At 62.0% G+C, this 19,696-nt stretch carries 18 protein-coding genes; 9 read left to right on the forward strand and 9 right to left on the reverse strand.

The features are described 5' to 3' along the window. Positions 1–60: 60 nt before the first annotated feature. Together hexR and VRB54_RS24145 are read right to left on the reverse strand one after the other, a co-directional pair. On the reverse strand, positions 61–927 hold the full coding sequence (hexR, locus tag VRB54_RS24140; RefSeq protein ID WP_003177007.1) for a transcriptional regulator HexR: 867 nt from the start codon (positions 925–927) through the stop codon (positions 61–63). A gap of 162 nt (positions 928–1,089) precedes the next feature. Further along, a complete protein-coding gene (locus tag VRB54_RS24145; RefSeq protein WP_338479021.1) occupies positions 1,090–3,963 on the reverse strand; it encodes a putative bifunctional diguanylate cyclase/phosphodiesterase in 2,874 nt (957 codons plus the stop codon). 275 nt (positions 3,964–4,238) lie between these two features. Here VRB54_RS24145 and uvrD point away from each other — a divergent pair, with 275 nt between their 5' ends. The 3 genes from uvrD (at position 4,239) to VRB54_RS24160 (ending at position 8,028) form a co-directional block, all read left to right on the forward strand. Continuing rightward, complete coding sequence (gene uvrD / locus VRB54_RS24150) at positions 4,239–6,422, forward strand: DNA helicase II (protein WP_338479022.1); 2,184 nt, start codon at positions 4,239–4,241, stop codon at positions 6,420–6,422. 189 nt (positions 6,423–6,611) lie between these two features. After that, positions 6,612–7,484, forward strand: coding sequence for a Tim44 domain-containing protein (locus VRB54_RS24155; protein WP_209986582.1), 873 nt, complete (start codon positions 6,612–6,614; stop codon positions 7,482–7,484). Between the two features lie 136 nt (positions 7,485–7,620). Then, positions 7,621–8,028 carry an SMI1/KNR4 family protein gene (locus VRB54_RS24160; protein WP_003195742.1) on the forward strand — a complete coding sequence of 136 codons (408 nt, stop codon included), beginning with the start codon at positions 7,621–7,623 and terminating at the stop codon, positions 8,026–8,028. Between the two features lie 144 nt (positions 8,029–8,172). Here VRB54_RS24160 and VRB54_RS24165 read toward each other — a convergent pair whose 3' ends face one another. Next, complete coding sequence (locus VRB54_RS24165; protein ID WP_338479023.1) at positions 8,173–9,936, reverse strand: cation:proton antiporter; 1,764 nt, start codon at positions 9,934–9,936, stop codon at positions 8,173–8,175. Between the two features lie 292 nt (positions 9,937–10,228). Here VRB54_RS24165 and VRB54_RS24170 point away from each other — a divergent pair, with 292 nt between their 5' ends. Then, on the forward strand, positions 10,229–10,705 hold the full coding sequence (locus VRB54_RS24170) for an acyl-CoA thioesterase (RefSeq protein WP_028618540.1): 477 nt from the start codon (positions 10,229–10,231) through the stop codon (positions 10,703–10,705). A gap of 62 nt (positions 10,706–10,767) precedes the next feature. On the opposite strand, the gene pdxY is transcribed toward VRB54_RS24170, so the two are convergent. Beyond that, positions 10,768–11,640, reverse strand: a complete 873-nt coding sequence (gene pdxY, locus VRB54_RS24175; RefSeq protein WP_209986591.1) for a pyridoxal kinase PdxY — start codon at positions 11,638–11,640, stop codon at positions 10,768–10,770. 117 nt (positions 11,641–11,757) lie between these two features. Here pdxY and VRB54_RS24180 point away from each other — a divergent pair, with 117 nt between their 5' ends. Further along, complete coding sequence (locus VRB54_RS24180; protein WP_338479024.1) at positions 11,758–12,153, forward strand: DUF3301 domain-containing protein; 396 nt, start codon at positions 11,758–11,760, stop codon at positions 12,151–12,153. On the opposite strand, the gene VRB54_RS24185 is transcribed toward VRB54_RS24180, so the two are convergent. The 4 genes from VRB54_RS24185 to dksA are packed head-to-tail and all read right to left on the reverse strand — an operon-like array spanning position 12,147 to position 15,435. Next, positions 12,147–13,109, reverse strand: coding sequence for a CobW-like GTP-binding protein (locus VRB54_RS24185; RefSeq protein ID WP_338481154.1), 963 nt, complete (start codon positions 13,107–13,109; stop codon positions 12,147–12,149). The genes VRB54_RS24180 and VRB54_RS24185 overlap by 7 nt on opposite strands. Before the next feature lie 44 nt (positions 13,110–13,153). After that, a complete protein-coding gene (locus VRB54_RS24190; RefSeq protein ID WP_338479025.1) occupies positions 13,154–13,798 on the reverse strand; it encodes a DUF1826 domain-containing protein in 645 nt (214 codons plus the stop codon). Then, positions 13,798–15,003: a zinc metallochaperone GTPase ZigA gene (gene zigA, locus VRB54_RS24195; RefSeq protein ID WP_338479026.1), complete on the reverse strand. Its 1,206-nt coding sequence runs from the start codon at positions 15,001–15,003 to the stop codon at positions 13,798–13,800. The genes VRB54_RS24190 and zigA overlap by 1 nt, the downstream gene beginning before the upstream one ends. Before the next feature lie 27 nt (positions 15,004–15,030). After that, complete coding sequence (dksA, locus tag VRB54_RS24200; protein ID WP_338479027.1) at positions 15,031–15,435, reverse strand: RNA polymerase-binding protein DksA; 405 nt, start codon at positions 15,433–15,435, stop codon at positions 15,031–15,033. A 125-nt stretch (positions 15,436–15,560) separates the two neighbouring features. Between dksA and VRB54_RS24205 the strand changes: the two genes are divergently transcribed. Further along, entirely contained in the window at positions 15,561–15,929 is a 369-nt protein-coding gene (locus VRB54_RS24205) for a glutamine synthetase (protein ID WP_338479028.1), read from the forward strand. Here the strand turns inward: VRB54_RS24205 and VRB54_RS24210 are convergent. Continuing rightward, positions 15,926–17,137, reverse strand: a complete 1,212-nt coding sequence (locus VRB54_RS24210) for an N-acetylmuramoyl-L-alanine amidase (protein WP_338479029.1) — start codon at positions 17,135–17,137, stop codon at positions 15,926–15,928. The two genes, VRB54_RS24205 and VRB54_RS24210, sit on opposite strands and share 4 nt — an antisense overlap. A gap of 128 nt (positions 17,138–17,265) precedes the next feature. On the opposite strand from VRB54_RS24210, the gene folE2 reads away from it, so the two are divergent. The 3 genes from folE2 to VRB54_RS24225 are packed head-to-tail and all read left to right on the forward strand — an operon-like array spanning position 17,266 to position 19,687. Beyond that, positions 17,266–18,156 carry a GTP cyclohydrolase FolE2 gene (gene folE2 / locus VRB54_RS24215; RefSeq protein ID WP_338479030.1) on the forward strand — a complete coding sequence of 297 codons (891 nt, stop codon included), beginning with the start codon at positions 17,266–17,268 and terminating at the stop codon, positions 18,154–18,156. Next, positions 18,153–18,821 (forward strand): metal ABC transporter ATP-binding protein, encoded by a 669-nt coding sequence (locus tag VRB54_RS24220; RefSeq protein ID WP_338479031.1) that lies wholly within the window; start codon positions 18,153–18,155, stop codon positions 18,819–18,821. Before folE2 ends, VRB54_RS24220 begins: the two co-directional genes overlap by 4 nt. Further along, a complete protein-coding gene (locus VRB54_RS24225) occupies positions 18,821–19,687 on the forward strand; it encodes a metal ABC transporter permease (protein WP_003231793.1) in 867 nt (288 codons plus the stop codon). The genes VRB54_RS24220 and VRB54_RS24225 overlap by 1 nt, the downstream gene beginning before the upstream one ends. Positions 19,688–19,696: the final 9 nt, after the last annotated feature.

Raw genomic sequence — 19,696 nt, forward strand, 5'->3', positions numbered from 1 at the left:
TGATTGATACACCGCTATCGGGAGCAAGCCCCCTCCCACATTTTCGAGTGCGACCTTGAATCAGTCGTCCAGGGCTTTGACCGACTTGGGCGATAACCGCAGGCTGCGCAAGCTGCGCTTCACACTCTTGAGGTGGTTGACCAGGCTCGGCCCGCGCGCCATGGCCACGCCCATGGCCAGTACGTCGATCACCACCAGGTGGGCGATGCGCGAGGTCAGCGGCGTGTAGATTTCGGTGTCTTCGTGCACATCGATTGCCAGGTTGACCGTGGACAGCTCCGCCAACGGGGTCTGGCTCGGGCACAGGGTGATCAGCGAGGCGCCGCTTTCGCGCACCAGGTTGGCGGTGATCAGCAGGTCTTTGGAGCGGCCGGACTGGGAAATGCAGATGGCCACGTCGGTAGGCTTCAAGGTCACCGCCGACATCGCCTGCATGTGCGGGTCGCTGTAGGCAGCTGCGGTGAGCAGCAAGCGGAAGAACTTGTGCTGGGCGTCGGCCGCCACCGCACCCGAGGCGCCAAAACCGTAGAACTCCACGCGCTGGGCCTGGGACATGGCGGTCACGGCTTTTTGCAGTTCCACCGGGTCGAGCTTCTCGCGCACTTCCATCAGGGTGTGCAGGGTGGTGTCAAAGATTTTCAGGCTGTAGTCGGCGACCGAATCGTCCTCGTGGATCGCAAACTGGCCAAAACTCGCACCGGCGGCCAGGCTCTGGGCCAGCTTGAGTTTCAGGTCCTGGAACCCCGAGCAACCGATGGCGCGGCAGAAGCGCACGATGGTCGGCTCGCTGATGCCAACGCTGTGGGCCAGGTCGGCCATGGAACTGTGCATTACAGCCGCAGGGTCAAGCAGCACGTGATCGGCAACCTTGAGTTCCGATTTGCGTAACAGGTGGCGCGACTGGGCGATATGTTGCAACAGGTTCAAAGGGCAGGACTCTTGTTATTGGCAGATGCCAGGGATGTAGCAAGCTTGTAGTTATACTACAAGAATTGCCGTTTTGCCCGCGTGATCCTTCACTAAATAGCCTTCTTCCCCTGTGAATCTGAGGCCACACACCATGTAGCAACAGGGGCGCCCCCGGCGTCGTTAAGGAAAATCCGCATTCTCGCGCAACAATTGCGCGAACTGTTCAGCCGGAATCGGCCGGCTGATCAGGTAGCCCTGCACCTCGTCGCACTGTTGCGCGCGCAGGAAATCCAGCTGCTGCTGATCTTCCACGCCTTCGGCCACCACCTTGAGCGCCAGGCCGTGGGCCATGGCGATGATTGCGCGGGTGATTGCCGCGTCTTCGCGCCCCTGCCCCAGCCCACGAATAAAGGTCTGGTCGATCTTCACGTAGTCCACGGGGATGCGCTTGAGGTAGCTCAGGGACGAATAGCCGGTGCCAAAATCGTCGATCGCCAGCTTCACCCCCAGGTCGCGCAGTTGCTGGAAGGTGGCGATGATATGCTCGACGCTGTCGAGCAACTGGCTTTCCGTCAGCTCCAGCTCCAGGTATTGCGGGTCCAGGCCGGTTTCTTCGAGTACCTGGCGCACCAGGCTGACCAGCTTGCCCTGGCGCAACTGATGCACCGACAGGTTCACCGACACCCGGATCGGCGCAAGCCCCTGGCGCTGCCACTCACAGGCTTGCCAGCAGGCCTGGCGCAGCACGAACTCGCCCAGCGGCACAATCAGGCCGGTCTCCTCGGCCAGGCCGATAAAATCCCCCGGCGGCACCATGCCCCACTGCGGATGCTCCCAGCGCACCAGCGCTTCGGCCGCATTGAGCGTGCCGCTGGCCAGGCACAGCTTGGGTTGGTAGAACACCGTGAGCTGGCGCTCTTCGATGGCCTTGCGCAGGTGGTTTTCCAGTTGCAGACGCTCCAGGGTGCTGGCTTGCAGGCTGTCGGTGTAGAACTGGAAGTTATTGCCGCCCAGGTGCTTGGCGTGTTGCATGGCCATGTTCGATTGGCTAACCAGCTCGGAAATTTCCCGCGCGTTATCCGGCAACAGGCTGACCCCCATTGAGGCGCTGACCACCAATTCATGCCCCTCAACCGTCACCGGCACGCGCAGCTTGGCCAACAATCGTGTGGCCACCCGGGCCAGGCTGGACAGGTTGCCGTAGGCGTCAAACAGCACGGCGAATTCGTCACCGGACAGGCGCGCGATGGTATCGGCCTCGGGCAAGGCGTTGATCAAGCGTCGCGCCATCTTTTGCAACAACTGGTCGGCCACTTCATGGCCCAGGCTGTCGTTGAGCAACTTGAAGCGGTCCAGGTTGATATGCAGCAACGCCAGGCTGCGGCCGCCCTGACGCACGCGCTGGTGCGCCTCGCGCAGGCGCTCGCGAAACAGCGAGCGGTTGGCCAGCCCGGTCAATTCGTCGTAATGAGTGAGGTAACGCATGCGCTCTTCCGACTCACGCCTGGCGGACAGATCGGCGAAGAAGCCCACAATATGGCTGACGTTGCCGCGAATATCGCGCACCACGTTCAGTTGCAGCCATTGCGGGTATAACTCGCCGTTCTTGCGCGTTTCCACCAGTTCACCTTGCCAGGTGCCATGGCTGAGCAGCGCCTGATGGATCAGCGGGAAGTGGCGTCGAGCGTCGCGGCTACAGGGCAATTCCACGACGTTGCGGCCGAGCATGTCGTCGATATCGAAGCCGGTGACCCGGCTGAAGGCCTGGTTGACGGCGATCAGCGCGTAGTTCGGGTCAAGAATCACGATGCCTTCGCTGGCCGCCTCGAACACCGTCGAGGCCAGCCGCTGCTGCTCCTCCAGGACCTTGTCGGCGCTGATATCTCGGCGCGTGCCGAGCATGCGGATCACGCGCCCGCTGGGTGAATGCTCCACCGCGCGGCCACGGTCTTCGATCCACACCCAGTGGCCATCGCCGTGGCGCACGCGGTATTGCACCTGATAGTCCTCGCTGCGGCCCTTGAGGTGATCCACCAGCGCACGCTTGAGCAGCGGCACATCCTCGGGGTGCAGGCGCGGCTTGAGATGACTGAGCATGGCCGTGATGTACTCGGATTCCAGGCCGAACAATTCCTTGAGGTGGGAGTGGTGGACTTCGTCGGTTTGCAGGTTCCAGTCCCACAGGCCCAGTTCGCTGGCTTGCAGGGCCATGGCCAGGCGCTCTTCGCTCTTATTCAGGGCAAGGCTGGCGGCATCCAGTTCCTGGCTGCGTTGCGCCACACGGTCCTGCAGGCCGATTTGCGCCTCGCGCAGGTCCTGTTCGACCTTGCGTCGCTGCTCGACTTCGCGCACCAGGTCCTGATTGAGCTGCTCGCTGCGCTGCTGGGCCTGTTGCAGGTGTTCGATCAAGGCCTGGTTCTGGAAGCGTCGCACCAGCCCGCGCTGGATCAGGCGGTTGACCTGCCAGGCGACCAGGCTGAGCGATGCCAGCAGAATCAGTCCGAGCACCGCCCAGCCACGCTGCTGCGGTGCGCCGTCCCAGAACAGATAGGCAATGGCCGGTACCAGGCACGGCAAGGCAAACGACAGGAATGCCGACAGACTCACGGCGTAGGCCACGCTGGCCGACAAGGTGGCCGCCCCGAGCAGGCCGAACACCCAGGCCTGCTGCATGAAGCTGTCTTTGGGCACCAGGGCGATGGCGGCGATGGCCAGGGTCAGGCCGCTGACCGCCGAGCCGAGCATGAACATGCGCCGCCACACCGGTTGCGCCTGCCGACTGGGCATCGCCGAATCAAATGCCGCCACCTGGATCACGCGCATCGCCACCAGGGCGAGCAACCAGACCATCCAGAAGCTGTCGAGCAGGTATTGCCGGGGGTTCCACAGCAGCCAGGCACAGACCAGACCGTTCACCAACATCAATAAGGTCGGCAGCAGCGAGCCCTGATAAAGCAGGCGTGTGCGCTCGACCGCCATCTCGGTGGCGTAGTGTTTGCGGATAACCTGCGCGGGCGCGGCCGTGAGGCCAGACAGGTCAGTGCTGAGGGTCATAGGCGATGTTCTTATAATGGTGAGCCCGAACGTTCGCGGAGCATACACAAGCAAGTGCCCAGGCCAAACCGCCCTGTGTGATAAAAGTCACCGGCCAAAGACGCGCAAAGCTTGTGCCCTGAGGACTTCAGCGAGACGCAGCGCGGGCTGTGGCCATGACTTACCGGTCATCCCGTGCGAAAGAATGTTTAGCGGACCGCAGCGCGCCGCAGGTTTTCCGTCGACCGAGCGGCATTGGGATTTGCCCGACTCCCCCGGCACCCTAGAATGCGTCGATGCGCGATGATCTCTCCCTTCTGCTGAACTCCCTCAACGATGCCCAACGCCAGGCCGTAGCCGCCCCCGTTGGCCGTCAGTTGGTCCTGGCCGGTGCTGGCTCCGGTAAAACCCGAGTGCTGGTGCACCGTATCGCCTGGTTGATCCAGGTCGAGAACGCGTCGCCGCATTCCATCCTCTCGGTGACCTTCACCAACAAGGCGGCTGCCGAGATGCGCCACCGCATCGAGCAGTTGATGGGCATCAGCCCGGCCGGCATGTGGGTGGGCACCTTCCACGGCCTGGCGCACCGCCTGTTGCGCGCGCACTGGCAGGAAGCGGGCCTGAGCCAGACCTTCCAGATCCTCGACAGCGACGACCAGCAACGCCTGGTCAAGCGGGTAATGCGCGAGCTGGGCCTGGACGAACAGCGCTGGCCCGCGCGCCAGGCGCAGTGGTTTATCAACGGCCAGAAAGACGAAGGCCTGCGCCCGCAGCATATTCAGGCCAGCGGCGATCTGTTCCTGGCCACCATGCGCAGTGTTTATGAAGCCTACGAGGCCGCCTGCCTGCGTGCGGGCGTGATCGACTTCTCCGAATTACTGTTGCGCGCCCTCGACCTGTGGCGCGACAACCCGGGCCTGCTGGCGCATTACCAAAAGCGCTTCCGCCACATTCTGGTGGACGAGTTCCAGGACACCAACGCCGTGCAGTACGCCTGGTTGCGCCTGCTGGCCAAGGGCGGTGACAGCCTGATGGTAGTGGGCGACGACGATCAGTCGATCTATGGCTGGCGCGGCGCGAAAATCGAGAACATCTACCAATATTCCGATGACTTCCCGGACGCGGCCACCATCCGCCTGGAGCAGAACTACCGCTCCACCGCCGGTATCCTCAAAGCCGCCAACGCCTTGATCGCCAACAACACCGGGCGCCTGGGCAAAGAGCTGTGGACCGACGGCGGCGAAGGCGAAGCGATCAACCTGTACGCCGCGTTCAATGAGCACGATGAAGCACGCTACGTGGTGGAAACTATCGAAAGCGCGCTGAAAACCGGCCTGGCGCGCAGCGACATCGCCATTCTCTATCGCTCCAACGCCCAGTCGCGGGTGCTGGAAGAAGCCTTGCTGCGCGAACGCATCCCGTACCGCATCTATGGCGGCCAGCGCTTCTTCGAGCGCGCCGAAATCAAGAACGCCATGGCCTACCTGCGTCTGCTGGAAGGCCGTGGCAACGATGCGGCGCTGGAGCGGGTGATCAATATCCCGACGCGTGGCATCGGTGAAAAAACCGTTGAAGCGATCCGCGACCATGCGCGCCACGCCGATGTATCGATGTGGGAAGCCATGCGCTTGCTGATCACCAATAAAGGCTTGACCGGCCGTGCGGCCGGGGCATTGGGCGGGTTTGTCGAGCTGATCGAGACCCTCGCCGCCAAGTGCATGGAAATGCCCCTGCACTTGATGACCCAGACCGTGATCGAACAGTCCGGGCTGATCGCCTATCACGAAGCGGAAAAAGGCGAGAAAGGCCAGGCCCGGGTAGAAAACCTTGAGGAACTGGTCAGCGCCGCGCGGGCGTTCGAAAATGCCGAGACCGAAGAAGACCTTACACCGCTCGCCGCGTTCCTCGGCCATGCGTCGCTGGAGGCCGGCGACACCCAGGCCGACGAGCATGAAGACAGCGTCCAGCTGATGACCTTGCACAGCGCCAAGGGCCTGGAGTTTCCGTATGTGTTCCTGGTGGGCATGGAAGAAGGCCTGTTCCCGCACAAGATGAGCCTGGAAGAGCCGGGCCGTCTTGAGGAAGAACGCCGCCTGGCCTACGTGGGCATCACTCGGGCGATGCAGAACCTGGTGATGACCTACGCCGAGACCCGACGCCTGTATGGCAGCGAGACCTACAACAAGGTGTCGCGCTTCGTACGTGAAGTGCCGAAGGGGCTGATTCAGGAAGTGCGTCTGTCCAACAGCGTCAGCCGCCCGTTCGGCGGTGGTCAGCAACAGAACAGCAGCACCCTGTTTGCAGGGTCCGAGATTCCCGAAACCCAGTTCAGCCTGGGCCAGCAGGTGCGGCATTCGATTTTCGGCGAAGGGGTGATCCTCAACTTCGAAGGCGCCGGCGCCCAGGCTCGGGTGCAGGTGAACTTCGCCGAAGGCAGCAAGTGGCTGATGATGGGTTACGCCAAGCTCGAGGCGGTCTGACACATTTGCCTACATGAAGGCTGTTGGCCCGCCCTTGTTTTTAACGAGCGCGGGCCAATATCTGTAATTAGTCCTACAGACCCTTCGGGATAGGTCCTACGCAAAAGCCCGAAACACTCTGCCGCTAGCCAGTGCCACAACACCTGTGCAACATGGCGCGCGTGCAATCCACAAATGGGAATTCCCTTTATGAAACGTTTTCTTAGCATCGCCATGGCGTTGTGCATCGGTTTGACGATGAGCATCGACGCCAACGCCAAACGCTTCGGTGGCGGCAAAAGCATGGGCTCGGCACCGACTCACCAAACCAGCCAAATGGCTCCTTCCGCTGGTGCCGGCGGTGCTGCAGCTACCGCAGGTGCAGCCGGTGCTGCTGGCGCTGCTGCCAAAGCCGGCGGTGCTTCGCGCTGGCTCGGCCCTCTGGCCGGCATCGCAGCCGGTGGCCTGCTGGCCTCCATGTTCATGGGCGGCGGCTTCCAGGGCATGCAGATCTTCGACATCCTGATCCTGGCGGTCATCGCCTTTGTGATCTTCCGCTTCATCGCCGCCCGTCGCCGCAAGCAGCAGGAGCATATGGCCCCGGCCGGCGCGCCGATGCAGCGTGAAGTGTTCGAGCAGAAGCCTGCGGCAATGGGTTCGATCTTCGGTGGTTCGGCAGCGCAGGCTCCCGCTCGTCCGGTGATCAATGCACCGGCCTGGTTCAACGAGGAGCGTTTCGTCGAAGCGGCCCGCAGCCACTTCCAGTCCCTGCAGCAGCACTGGGACGCCAACGAAATGGACAAGATCGCCGAGTTCGTGACCCCGCAACTGCTGGAGTTCCTCAAGCGCGAACGTGCCGAAATTGGCGATGCGTTCCAGTCGACCTACATCGACGACCTGCGCGTCCAGCTGGACGGTGTGGATGATCGCGCCGACAAGACCATCGCCACCCTGACCTTCAGCGGTGTGTCGAAGACCTCGCGCTTCGACCAGGGCGAAGCGTTCAGCGAAAGCTGGAACATGGAACGTCCGCAGGGCGAGAACCAGCCATGGCTGGTCGCCGGTATCCGCCAGAACAGCTGATACCCGCACGCTTGAGCATGCGGTAATAAAAAACCCCGGACTTGTCCGGGGTTTTCTATTTCACGGTTGCACTTATAGCGAGCTACTGTATAAAACGCCCCTATTAACCGCGCCATCTAGCAAGAGGATCCCGGCCGTGGAAGAAATCATCGAACAATTGCGTGAAGCCAACGAGCCCGTACCGGTTCCTCTGGAACTGCCTGACGAAGACCAACTGGTGGAAATCGAAGAACAGCTGTTCATCGACATCCCGTTCGTCTTCCGCGAATTCCTGCTCACCGTCAGCGACGTGGTGTACGGCAGCCTGGAGCCGGTGACCGTCACCGACCCCCAATCGCACACCTACCTGCCCGACGTGGCGGCCAACGCCTGGGATGCGGGTGTGGACCGCAGCCTGATCCCGATCTGTCAGGACGGCGACGACTACTACTGCGTCGAGGAAGACGGCACCGTGGTGCTGTGGTCGGCTGAAGAAGAACTGGTCCAGGAAGAAACCTGGGAATCGGTATGGCACTGGGCGCGGGACGTATGGCTGGAAAGCTGATCGCGACTGCATGGGCGCAGCCAAGCCGATTCAAATGTGGGAGGGGGCTTGCTCCCGATAGCGGTGGATCAGTCAAAACCCTCAGTGACTGACACACTGACATCGGGAGCAAGCCCCCTCCCACATTGGATACTCAGCGCATCCTCAGTGCTCCGACGTATCCTTATGGTTATCCAGCGTCTCCAGTAACGCCACCTGCATCCGCGTATGCACGCGGATGAACCAGCGCCAGAGCACCGCCGCTACCGCCGCCGTCACCACGGCGATCAACACCAGCAACTTGTTGGTCGGCAAAATGCTGGCCGACAAGGCTGCCAGCAGCACGAAAATCACCAGCAGCGACAGAATCGGAATCAGCTCCGCGATCACCCGCCGCACACGCTGGGTATGCCGCCCGGCCATCTCCGGCTTCACGCTCATCTCGGCCAGCAACATCGACAGCGCCTTGAGCTTGCGGTACGCCGCGATCAGAAACGGCAGCGACAACAGCAACGCCCCGCCCCAGATCAAAGCCTTCTGCCAGCTTGGATCGCTGATCCAGCCTTCCAGATAACCCCCGATGCGCGCCGCAAAAAAACTGCCGGTGAAGAAGATCGCGATCACCAGCGCCAGGTTCACACCCACCTGCAGGATGATCTTGCGGATCATCGACGCCAGCATCGCGCCCTCGCCTTGCGGCTGGATACTGCGCAACCACTCGCCATACAGGCCAAACACCCGGCTCATGCGCGTGGGCATTACGGCGGCAATCTTCAGTGACAGCGGGTCGGCACCGCGAATCAGGTAGGGCGTGAGCAAGGTGGTAATCACCGAGACGGCCACCGCCACCGGGTAAAGAAAATCGCTGGTTACCTGCAACGTCATCCCCAGCGCCGCGATGATGAAGGAAAACTCACCAATCTGTGACAGCCCCATACCCACGCGGAGTGAGGTGCGGCCGTCATTGCCGGCGATAAACGCCCCGAGGCCGCAGGACAGCATCTTGCCCAGCACCACCGCCACAGTGATCACCGCGATCGGCCAGGCGTATTGCAGCAGGATCTGCGGGTCGATCATCAAGCCGATCGCCACGAAGAAGATGGCACTGAACATGTCGCGAACCGGTTCGATCAGGCGCTCGATCTTAATCAACTGGCGGGACTCGGCCATGATCGCGCCAATCAGGAACGCCCCCAGCACCATGCTGTACTCCAGCTTGACCACCAGCAGGCAGAAGCCGAAACACAGGCCCAGGACGGTGATCAGCAGCATTTCGTTACTTTCAAACCTGGCCACATAGGCCAGCAGGCGCGGCACCAGCAGAATGCCGATCACCAACGCCACGATCATGAACAGCGAGAGCTTGCCGACCGTGGAAAACACCTCGCCGGAGCTGACCGTGCCACTGACGGCGATGCTCGACAGCAAGGCGATGATGCCGATACCCAGGATGTCCTCGACGATCAGCACGCCGAAAATCAGCTGGGCAAAGCGCTCATTCTTCATCTTCAGGTCATTGAGCGCCTTGACGATGATGGTGGTCGAGGAGATGGCCAGGATCGCACCGAGGAACAGCGAGTCCATGGTGTTCCAGTCGAACCACTGGCCGATCTCGTAGCCGATCCAGATCATCAGGATGATTTCGAGGAACGCCGCGATAAACGCCGTGGCGCCCACCTTGAACAACTTGCGCAGGCTGAACTCCAGGCCCAGGCAGAACATCAGGAAGATTACCCCCAGCTCGGCGAGGGTCTTGATGGTGTCCTCGTCATGGATCAGGCCGAATGGCGGGGTGTGGGGGCCGATGATGAAGCCGGCAACGATGTAACCGAGTACCACCGGCTGCTTGAGGCGGTGAAACAGGATGGTGACCACCCCAGCCACCAGCATGATCACGGCCAGATCCTGAATAAAGCTGATGGCGTGCATGACGAGGGGCTCCTTGAGGGTACTGGCGCTTTTCCCACTTCCGCTCGCGCCGCTGAACAGTCGCCAAGAGCGGAAGGAAAAGTCTACCTTGATCGTAAGAAATGCCCTGAGATGGGCGTTTGAAGGTTAACACCGCGACTTCCAGCGAAAAGCCGGTGCAATATATGGAAACAATCGCTGCGGGGCGTGACGACAAGCCGCCCGTCGGCGTCCCGTTACCGATAGCGCTGCAAATGATTCCAGCACCCGCAGAGGTGCCTCCCCAACCAATGCCTACAACCGTGAGTGTGCTATGGAACCCGGAAACGCCCAACTGTCGATGACGGTATTGATGACCCCAGACATGGCAAACTTCTCAGGCAATGTCCACGGCGGCACGTTGCTCAAGTACCTCGACGAAGTGGCCTACGCTTGTGCCAGCCGTTATGCCGGCCGTTATGTAGTCACCTTGTCGGTCGACCAGGTGATTTTTCGCGAACCGATCCATGTCGGCGAACTGGTGACCTTCCTCGCGTCGGTCAACTACACCGGCAATACCTCGATGGAAGTGGGCATCAAGGTGGTGACCGAGAACATCCGCGAACGCTCGGTGCGCCACACCAATAGCTGCTTCTTCACCATGGTTGCAGTGGACGACCAGCGCAAACCCGCCGCCGTGCCGCCCCTGCAACCGCAGAACAGCGAAGACAAGCGCCGCTTCGTGCAGGCCCAGCAGCGCCGGCAGATTCGTCAGGAGCTGGAAAAGCGATATCAGGAAATTAAAGGCTGACAGGCTCACCGAATCAAAATGTGGAAGGGGGCTTGCCCCCTCCCACATTTTTTTCTGCGTGCTTATAGACCGATCGGCGTGGCCTCAAACCGCACGCGCGGGTGGGCGATTCGATCCTGGGCCCGCACCAGCTCCAACTCGTAACTGGCGCAGGCCTGGGTTTCCAGCAGCACTTCATGCACTGCCGCCGCAGTGAATTCGAACGCCGCCAGCAGGCTGTCGCCCAGCAACACCCGCGCCAGGAACAGCCCCGAGGTCAGATCGCCCACGCCCACCGGTTGGCGCGGGAATGCCAGCAGCGGCCGACGCAAGTGCCAGCTGCCGTCGGCGGTCACCAGCAGCATCTCGAAGCCGTCCGGCAACTTGCCCGGGTAATCGAGGTGCTTGACCAACACCGCCTTTGGCCCCCGCGCCAGCAAGGCCTTGGCCATCGCCAGGCAATCGAACAATGACTGCGGCTTGCGCCCGGCAAAGCTGTCCAGCTCAAGCTGGTTGGGGCAGAGGAAATCGGCCATGGCGGCGGCTTCATCCAGCAAGAAATCACTGACCTCCTGAGGCACGACGCAGCCTTTCTCCGCGTGGCCCATCACCGGGTCGCACAGGTAAAGGGCTTTGGGGTTGATCGCCTTGATGCGCGCCACGCCGGTGAGGATCGCGCGGCCCTGAGCGGCGCTGCCCAGGTAGCCAGAGAGAATGGCGTCGCAGTTGCCCAGTTCGCCAATCGCCGCAATGCCTTCCACCAGCGCCGGAATCTGCTGCGGCGCCAGCACCTCGCCGGCCCACTGACCATACTGGGTGTGGTTGGAGAACTGCACCGTGTTGAGCGGCCAGACATTCACCCCGACCCGCTGCATGGGGAATACGGCGGCGCTGTTTCCGGCGTGGCCAAAGACCACGTGAGACTGGATCGCAAGCAGATGGGGTGTACGTTTCATGCAGGAAATGTCCATAAAGCCGTTGAAATTCCGGCCGCGCAGTATGCGACTAAACGCAGCCTGTACGACAGACCGGCGACACAGTTAAGCTGCTCTCACTTTGTTGGAGTTCATCACATGCTGACCCTGGGAAACATCTTCGTGTTGATGCTGCTGGCGACCGGCGCCGCCTGGGTCTGGCACAACCACGGCTTGCGCGAACGCGCGCTGGCGCGGGTCAAGCAACATTGCGCCCGGCTCGACATCGAACTGCTCGATGGTGCGGTGGCGCTCAAGCGCATCGGTTTTGTGAAGGACGCCAACGGTCGACGGCGCCTGGCACGGATCTACAACTTTGAATTTACCGTGACCGGCGAAACCCGCCACGCCGGCGTCATCACGCAGTTCGGCGCCCACAGCGCGCAGATCGAGCTGGCGCCCTACCCGTTCGAGGCCAAAGAGCCAATGCCCAGTGCCGAGGTGATCGAGCTGAGCCAATGGCGCCAGGATCACCCGGCCAAGAATCGTCAGTAACGACAGGCGGCAAGTGCAGTCTGCAACGCGGTGACTGCCTGTGGTTCGCTGAAGATCAATTCGATACGCGAGTCCCGCCGCCACTCGCTGGGCTGCCAGGCGAGCACGCTGTTATCCACAGCGTTGGCCGAGAGCCAGCCTTGGGTGCTGTGGATAACCAGCTTGGCGCGGCGCCAATCCAAACCTGACAGCCAGTGCTGCAGGCGCTCAACGTCAAAGCGCTGGCTCGGATGCCAGCGCCAACCGATGCTCCAGCCGCCCTCCTGGCCCTGGCTCAAGCAGATGGGCAGCGCGGGATCGCTCCAGATCGCCGGCAGTTGCGCCAACCCCTTGGGCAATTCGACGTTATCCACAGCCGCTTCGGCCTGGGTGTTCAAACCGGGCAGATACTCAATCGGCACCTGCGCCTGGCGCGTCCAATACACTTCACAATCGGGTAATTGCCGTTCGATGGCCTGGCGCTGTTCGGTTTCCAGCCCCTCATCCTTGTTCAACACCAACAGACCCGCGCTGGCCAACGCCTCCCGCTGCGCGGGCGGCAGGGGTTTGCCCGACGCCAGCGCCTGAGCGTCCAGCACCAGCACACAGGGCTGAACCGCCAGCACGTTCTGCCACGGCGTCTCGCGCAGCTGTTTGAGCAGCTGCGCCGGGTGGCCAAGGCCCGAGGGCTCGATAAACAAACGGTCCGGCCTGGCCTTGCGCAACAGGCGGCCAAGGCCTACCTGAAACGGCGCACCATTGACGCAACACAGACAGCCGCCCGCCACCTCGCCCAAGGCGATACCGTCGTCATCCTGAGTGAGCAAGGCGGCGTCCAAGCCGATCTGCCCGAACTCGTTGATCAGCACCGCCCAGCGCTCATTGGCCGGGCGCTGGGCAAGCAGGTGCTTGATCAGGCTGGTCTTGCCGGCGCCCAGGGGCCCGGCGATCACGTGGGTGGGAATGTTCTGCAGCATCTTGGGCATCGTTCAGGCCGTGTAGAGCGCTTGATCCTACGCGGTTATGCCAGCCAATCCAGCGTCAGGATCAACCGGCGTTGGCCGGCCTTGAGAGCGGGCGAGCGATGAATCAGGCCGTGCTCTTCGTTGCCATGCCATTTGGTGCCTTTGAGCAGGGCCACTTCGCCGCACTGGACCTGTTCGATGCGCTCGCTGGGTTCGGCTTCCGGCTGGCCGAGTGCGCGCCGGTCCATCACGCCCTCGCGCAACCACTGGCTGCCGATACCGGCGTAGGTGGTGATCAGCCGCACCGGCACATGGTCCACGTGAAAGCGCGGGCACATGGCTTTGTCCAGCAGCCGCAGGCGCACGCCGATACGTTTGGCCCCGAGCAGGCAGGCAAACGCGCTGACCAGCCATGACACATCGGCAATAAAGCCCTCATAGCCTTCCAGATCGCTGCAACTGGACGCCAGGCCCTGCAAGTTCGGCATCGCGTCTTCATCATTGAGTTCGATGACCATGGAGTCGGCCAGCGGCTCATCGAGCGCTACCAGCAACTGGCCGAATTCAGCAATATGCAGCGGCAGCTGGCGCTGCCACAGGGCCAGGTTCACGCCGTCTTCGAGGATATCGGACAGCGCCAGCGGGGTTTCTCCGCGCGTCTGGCGCACCACGGGACGCAGTTGGAGGGTCGGTGCAAGCATCAGGCGGCCTCTTCATACCAGGGGCCAAACGGATCGGCCAACAAGCGCCATCCTTCGACGCCCAGAGCCATTTCTTCATCGGTGAGCAAACAGGCATCCAGTTCGGCACGCATCTGTGCGAAATCGATGTTCTGCCCGATAAACACCAGTTCCTGACGGCAGTCGCCGGTGCTCAGCTGCCAGTTGCCCATGATCGCTGCGACGCTTTCCTCGTCCCCGGGCCATTGGTTTTTCGGCACGAAGCGCCACCAGCGTCCGGCAAAACCGTGACGCATCAAGCCACCGGCCTGAGACCAACTGCCCGCATCCTGATGCTTGCTGGCCAACCAGAAAAAGCCCTTGGAGCGCAGCAGCTTGCCGTTGACCCAGGGACGGTCGATAAAGTCGAAAAAGCGTTGCGGATGAAACGGGCGACGCGCGCGGTAAGCGGTGGATGCGATGCCGTACTCTTCGGTTTCCGGCACATGCTCGCCGCGCAATTCCTGCAGCCAGCCTGGAGCCTGGGCTGCGCGTTCGAAGTCGAAGCGGCCGGTGTTGAGGATCTTGTTCAGCGGCACATCGCCCATGACCATCGGGAGGATTTCGGCCTGGGCGTTCAGGCGTTCGAGGATGGCCATCAGCTCTTCGCGTTCGTGGCTGCTGATCAGGTCGATCTTGCTGATCAGGATGACGTCGGCGAACTCGATCTGTTCGATCAACAGGTCGGTGATGGAGCGCTCGTCGTCTTCGCCCAGGGTTTCGCCGCGTGAGGCCAGGCTTTCAGCCGCCTGGTAATCGAGCAGGAAGTTCATGCCGTCGACCACGGTGACCATGGTGTCCAGCCGCGCGATATCCGCCAGGCTCTGGTCGTTTTCATCGCGAAAGGTGAAGGTTTCGGCCACCGGCAGCGGTTCGGAAATGCCGGTGGATTCGATCAGCAGGTAATCGAACCGGCCCTCTTTGGCCAGCTTGGTGACTTCTTCGAGCAGGTCTTCACGCAAGGTGCAGCAGATGCAGCCGTTGCTCATCTCCACCAGCTTTTCTTCGGAACGGTTGAGGGTGACGTCGCGCTGCACTTCGCTGCCGTCGATGTTGATTTCGCTCATGTCGTTGACGATCACTGCCACCCGCAGGTTTTCGCGGTTGCGCAGGACATGGTTGAGCAGCGTGCTTTTACCGGCGCCGAGAAAGCCGGACAACACGGTCACGGGGAGACGATTGGGCATCAGGTTTTCCTCATCAGGGTTGGCCGGTCAAACAGCCCGTTTATGGCGTTCGCGCAGCTCTTCACGTTCTTTGGCTTCGATACACAGGGTGGCGGTGGGACGCAGCAGCAAGCGTTGCAGGCCGATGGGTTCACCGGTTTCCCGGCACCAGCCGTATTCGCCGCGCGCCAGCAACTCGAGGGCGTCGTCGATCTTGTCCAGCAGCTTCTTTTCCCGCTCCAGCAGGCGCAGTTGCCATTGGCGCTGTTCTTCGGCACTGCCCACATCGGCGGGGTCGCTGTTGATTTCCTGCTCGCGCAGCACCAGAAATTCGGCTTCGATGCGCACTTGCAACGCCTTGCGTTGGGCCATCAACAACGCACGGAAGAAGCCTTGCTGGGCTTCATTCATGTAATCGTCAGGCGATTGGGCCAGGAGTTCTTGTTCAGTCATGGGCAGCGGTTCACGGGTGGGGCTGGTTTTTAATGTTATAGTATAACAACACAAATAAGCCAATCCCCTTGTCTGCGGCGACGAAGGGCGCAATGCTTGCGCACTGTCCACTCCCGAGAAACCTTATGAAATACCTGGTGTGCGCCCTGTTATTGGCAACGGCAGGACCGGCCTGTGCCGAGGTTCCGAACCTGCTGGCCAGCTGCACGCGCAGCGCCACCCTGCTGGCCTGCATGGATCCGCTGGGCAATGCCTACAGCGTGGCCACGGTGGGCAGCACCACGTATCTGCGCGGGTTCGAGGTGATCGGCAAACGTTACTGGGCACAGACCAACAGCCGTTACGGGCAACTGACGTTCTTTACCGGGCTGGCCTCCGATGGCGAGGCGTGGGTAGGCTACACGCGGCGCGTGGGCTGGACGACGATCAACCGGTTTTCCAGTTCGGGTGGGGCCAGCGCAAAATTCACCTGCAGCCGGATAACCGGCTGCTAGACCAGGCCGTTCTTCTGCTCCTGGGCCCACGCCATGTAGCTGTTCATGGGCGGGTTCTTCTGGAAATATTTTTTCAGGCCCTCGAACAACCCATCTGCCACCGCCTGTTGATGACGCGCCGTGACCAGCCGCGCACTGTCCCGTACATTGGAGATGAACCCGGTTTCCACCAGGATTGATGGCACGTCCGGTGACTTGAGCACCGCAAACCCGGCCTGTTCCACGCGCTTCTGATGCAGGCTGGTAATACCCTCCAGGCTGCCCAGGATCGAGTGGCCCAATTGCAGGCTGGACGCGATGGTGGCGTTCATCGACATGTCGAGAATCACCCCGGCCAGCATCGGGTCCTTGTCCTTGAGGTTCAGCAGGCTGGTGGCACCCAGCAGGTCGGCACCGTTTTCCCGCTGCGCCATGAACCGCGCAGTGGCGGACGTGGCACCGCCTTCGGACAACGCATACACCGAGGCGCCCGACGCGGTGATACGCGGCGCTGCATCCGCATGAACCGAGATGAACATGTCGGCATTGTGCTTGTGCGCAATCTCCACACGCTTGCGCAAGGGCACGAAGAAGTCGTCGTTGCGCACCAGCTTCACGTCGAAGCCCTTCTCGCGCTTCAAGCGTTTGGCCAGCAGTTGGGCAATCGACAGCACCACGTCTTTTTCGCGCTGGCCCTTGGAGCCCACGGCGCCCGGGTCCTTGCCGCCATGGCCGGGGTCGACCACCACAATGATGTCGCGACGGGGATGGGCTTTATCCACAGGCGCCACCAACGGCGCGGGTTCGGCGGCGATCTGCCGCGGTGCATGGGTGATGCCGCTGAGGTCCAGCACCAGGCGATGGCCCTGGCCGTCCTGGGGTGGCAACAGAAAGCTGTTGAGCTGCATCGGTGAGGCCAGGTCCAACACGATCCGCGTGTCGTTGGTGCCAAAGTGCCCCGAGCGAATCGAGGTAATCCCGCTGTTCTTCAGCATCAGCTGAGAAAAATCCCCCGTCAGACCGGCGCCGCTCAAGTCGATGATCACGCGCTCCGGTGCGGTCAGGGAAAAGGTCTTGTATTGCACCGGCCCGCTGAGATCGAATACCAGCCGCAGCTTGTCTTCCGAACGCCACAAGCGGGCATTGCGAATCTGCGTAGCGTGGGCCGCGAACGGCAAGGTAAATAACGGGCTGACCAGGAGCAGGTTGAGGAGCTGACGTCTGTGCATGACCTATACCGCAAATAAAGGAGCGTCCCTGCTCGACATGACTGAGCAAAACCTGGAGCAGAAAATTAATCGTCGACTTTGTCGTTATACTATAACATGTCTAAATATTTCCAACGACGGACCTGCTCATGAATGCGCTGACTCTGCCGGATATCGCCGCGCAGGCTTCACGCCAGGCCATGCCACTGGACTGGGTGGGCATGTGCGGCATCGCCCTGCCCATCCTGCTCGACGGCCAACGTCTGCCTGCCACCGCCGACGCCGGCGTGAGCCTGGATGACGGCGCCGCCCGTGGCATTCACATGTCACGCCTGTACCTGGCGCTGGAGCTGCTTGACCAGCAAACCCTCACGCCTGCACTTCTGCGCAATGTACTGCAGCGCTTTCTCGACAGTCATGAAGATTTATCTAAGAACGCCTACCTGCGCATCCACACCGATTTGCTGCTCAAACGCCCGGCCCTGGTCAGCCCTCTGGCAGGCTGGAAAAGCTATCCGGTGAGCATCGAAGCGCGTCTGGAAAATCAGATGTTCCACGTGGAACTAAAAATTGACGTGAGTTACTCCTCAACCTGCCCTTGCTCCGCTGCCCTCGCCAGGCAGTTGATTCAACGGCAGTTTCTCGATGACTTCGGTGACAAGCCGCTGCAGCACGAAGCCGTAATGACCTGGCTCGGCAGCGCTAATGGCATCGTTGCCACGCCCCACAGCCAACGCAGCAGTGCGCAACTGCATGTCGAATTGCAAGGCGAGCACCTGCCATTGGTCGACCTGATCAACGGCGCCGAAGCCGCCCTTGGCACCGCCGTACAAACCGCCGTAAAACGCGCGGACGAACAAGCCTTCGCCCTGGCCAACGGGCAGAACCTGATGTTCTGCGAAGACGCCGCCCGCCGCCTGAACCTCGCCTTGAAACGCTCGGACGCCGTCAAAGCCTTCCACCTCAAAGTGATCCACGCCGAAAGCCTGCACGCGCACGATGCCGTGGCCGAAAGCCGCTGGACGAGAAACCCTGCATGATCACCTGCACTGCCCTGCGCTGGGGCGCCCCCGGCCAACCGCTCACACCCGCCATCGATTTCACCCTGGAAAAAGGCAGCCTCACCGGTGTCATAGGCCCCAATGGCTGTGGCAAGAGCAGCCTGCTCAAAGTCATCGCCGGCTTGCAGAAACCGCTGGCCGGGAAAGTCGTCGTGGAAGTGCCACGTCGTGGCGGCCTGGCGTTCCTGCCCCAGCAGCAACAGCTCGACCGCCAGTTCCCGATCAACCTGCAGGAACTGGTCGCCGCCGGTTTCTGGGGCGCGCGGCTTTCTGCTGCGCAGCGCAGCGAACGCCTGAAAGCGGTGCTCGAAGACTGGTGCCTCAGCGGCCTGGAGCTGCGCCCGTTGATGGCGTTGTCCGGCGGCCAATTGCAACGTGCCCTGCTTGCCCGCATGAGCCTGGCCGACTCGCCTGTGCTGCTGCTCGACGAGCCCCACGCCGCCCTCGACGAAGAAGGCCAGGCGCTGTGCTGGAATCACATTCATGCCTGGCATGCCGAAGGTCGCACGGTGGTGGTCGTTTGCCACGACCTGGCCTCGGTGCGTCATCACACCCAGCAGGTGCTGCAGATCAAAAGCAACGGCTGCGTGTTCGGCTCGAGCAAAGAGCTGATTCGCGCGCAACCTCAAATGCAGGTGGCCTGATGCATTTTGCTGCTCACCTGTGGATGCCGTTTCTCGATTTTGTGTTCATGCGTCGCGCCCTCATCGGCGGCCTGGTACTGGCTTGCAGCACTGCGCCGCTGGGGGTGTTCCTGATCCTGCGGCGCATGAGCCTGATCGGTGATGCCGTCGCCCACGGCATCCTGCCCGGCGCAGCGCTGGGCTTCTGGTTCGCCGGGCTGAGCCTGCCCGCGCTGACCATCGGCGGTCTCGGCGCCGGCCTGAGCATGGCCGGGCTGTCGGCGTGGATCACCCGCCGCACCGGCCTGCGCGAAGACGCCAGCCTGGCCGCCATCTACCCCATCTCCCTCGCCGCCGGCGTGCTGATCCTCGGTATCGCCGGCAAACGCCTGGACCTGCTGCACCTGCTGTTCGGCTCCGCCCTGGCGGTGGACGAAACCACCCTCACCGGCATGCTCTGGGTCTCCAGCTTCAGCCTGCTCGCCATGGCACTGATCTACAAACCGCTGCTGCTGGACACGCTGGATCCGCTGTTCCTGCAAACCGTCAGCCGCCTGGGGCCACTGGCCCACGGCCTGTTCCTGACCCTGGTGGTGCTGAACCTGGTGATCGGCTTCCAGGCCATCGGCGCATTGATGGTGGTGGGCCTGATGATGCTTCCGGCCATCGCCTCACGCTTCTGGAGCCGGCGCCTGCCGGTGTTGATCGCAATATCGGCGGTGCTGGGATGCCTGTCGGTATGGCTTGGCTTGTTGCTGTCGTTTTACTACTCGCTGCCCAGCGGCCCGGCCATCGTGCTGGTGGCTGGCGGCGGGTATCTACTGTCCGTGGTCTTTGGTCCGGTGCACGGCCTGCTGCGCCGCCCGCCCTTGCTTACATCCCAATGAGGTGTTTCC

Source organism: Pseudomonas trivialis (genome assembly GCF_036864995.1).
Taxonomy (GTDB): domain Bacteria; phylum Pseudomonadota; class Gammaproteobacteria; order Pseudomonadales; family Pseudomonadaceae; genus Aquipseudomonas; species Aquipseudomonas trivialis.

What these genes read in the sequence shown, in the direction of transcription:
- VRB54_RS24165 (WP_338479023.1), bottom strand. Translation starts at nt 9,936, where the DNA reads ATGCACGCCATCAGCTTTATTCAGGATCTGGCCGTGATCATGCTGGTG.
- dksA (WP_338479027.1), bottom strand. Translation starts at nt 15,435, where the DNA reads ATGACTGAACAAGAACTCCTGGCCCAATCGCCTGACGATTACATGAAT.
- VRB54_RS24225 (WP_003231793.1), top strand. Translation starts at nt 18,821, where the DNA reads ATGCATTTTGCTGCTCACCTGTGGATGCCGTTTCTCGATTTTGTGTTC.
- VRB54_RS24185 (WP_338481154.1), bottom strand. Translation starts at nt 13,109, where the DNA reads ATGCTGCAGAACATTCCCACCCACGTGATCGCCGGGCCCCTGGGCGCC.
- pdxY (WP_209986591.1), bottom strand. Translation starts at nt 11,640, where the DNA reads ATGAAACGTACACCCCATCTGCTTGCGATCCAGTCTCACGTGGTCTTT.
- zigA (WP_338479026.1), bottom strand. Translation starts at nt 15,003, where the DNA reads ATGCCCAATCGTCTCCCCGTGACCGTGTTGTCCGGCTTTCTCGGCGCC.
- VRB54_RS24220 (WP_338479031.1), top strand. Translation starts at nt 18,153, where the DNA reads ATGATCACCTGCACTGCCCTGCGCTGGGGCGCCCCCGGCCAACCGCTC.
- VRB54_RS24155 (WP_209986582.1), top strand. Translation starts at nt 6,612, where the DNA reads ATGAAACGTTTTCTTAGCATCGCCATGGCGTTGTGCATCGGTTTGACG.
- VRB54_RS24180 (WP_338479024.1), top strand. Translation starts at nt 11,758, where the DNA reads ATGCTGACCCTGGGAAACATCTTCGTGTTGATGCTGCTGGCGACCGGC.
- VRB54_RS24145 (WP_338479021.1), bottom strand. Translation starts at nt 3,963, where the DNA reads ATGACCCTCAGCACTGACCTGTCTGGCCTCACGGCCGCGCCCGCGCAG.
- VRB54_RS24170 (WP_028618540.1), top strand. Translation starts at nt 10,229, where the DNA reads ATGGAACCCGGAAACGCCCAACTGTCGATGACGGTATTGATGACCCCA.
- VRB54_RS24205 (WP_338479028.1), top strand. Translation starts at nt 15,561, where the DNA reads ATGAAATACCTGGTGTGCGCCCTGTTATTGGCAACGGCAGGACCGGCC.
- uvrD (WP_338479022.1), top strand. Translation starts at nt 4,239, where the DNA reads ATGCGCGATGATCTCTCCCTTCTGCTGAACTCCCTCAACGATGCCCAA.
- VRB54_RS24190 (WP_338479025.1), bottom strand. Translation starts at nt 13,798, where the DNA reads ATGCTTGCACCGACCCTCCAACTGCGTCCCGTGGTGCGCCAGACGCGC.
- VRB54_RS24210 (WP_338479029.1), bottom strand. Translation starts at nt 17,137, where the DNA reads ATGCACAGACGTCAGCTCCTCAACCTGCTCCTGGTCAGCCCGTTATTT.
- folE2 (WP_338479030.1), top strand. Translation starts at nt 17,266, where the DNA reads ATGAATGCGCTGACTCTGCCGGATATCGCCGCGCAGGCTTCACGCCAG.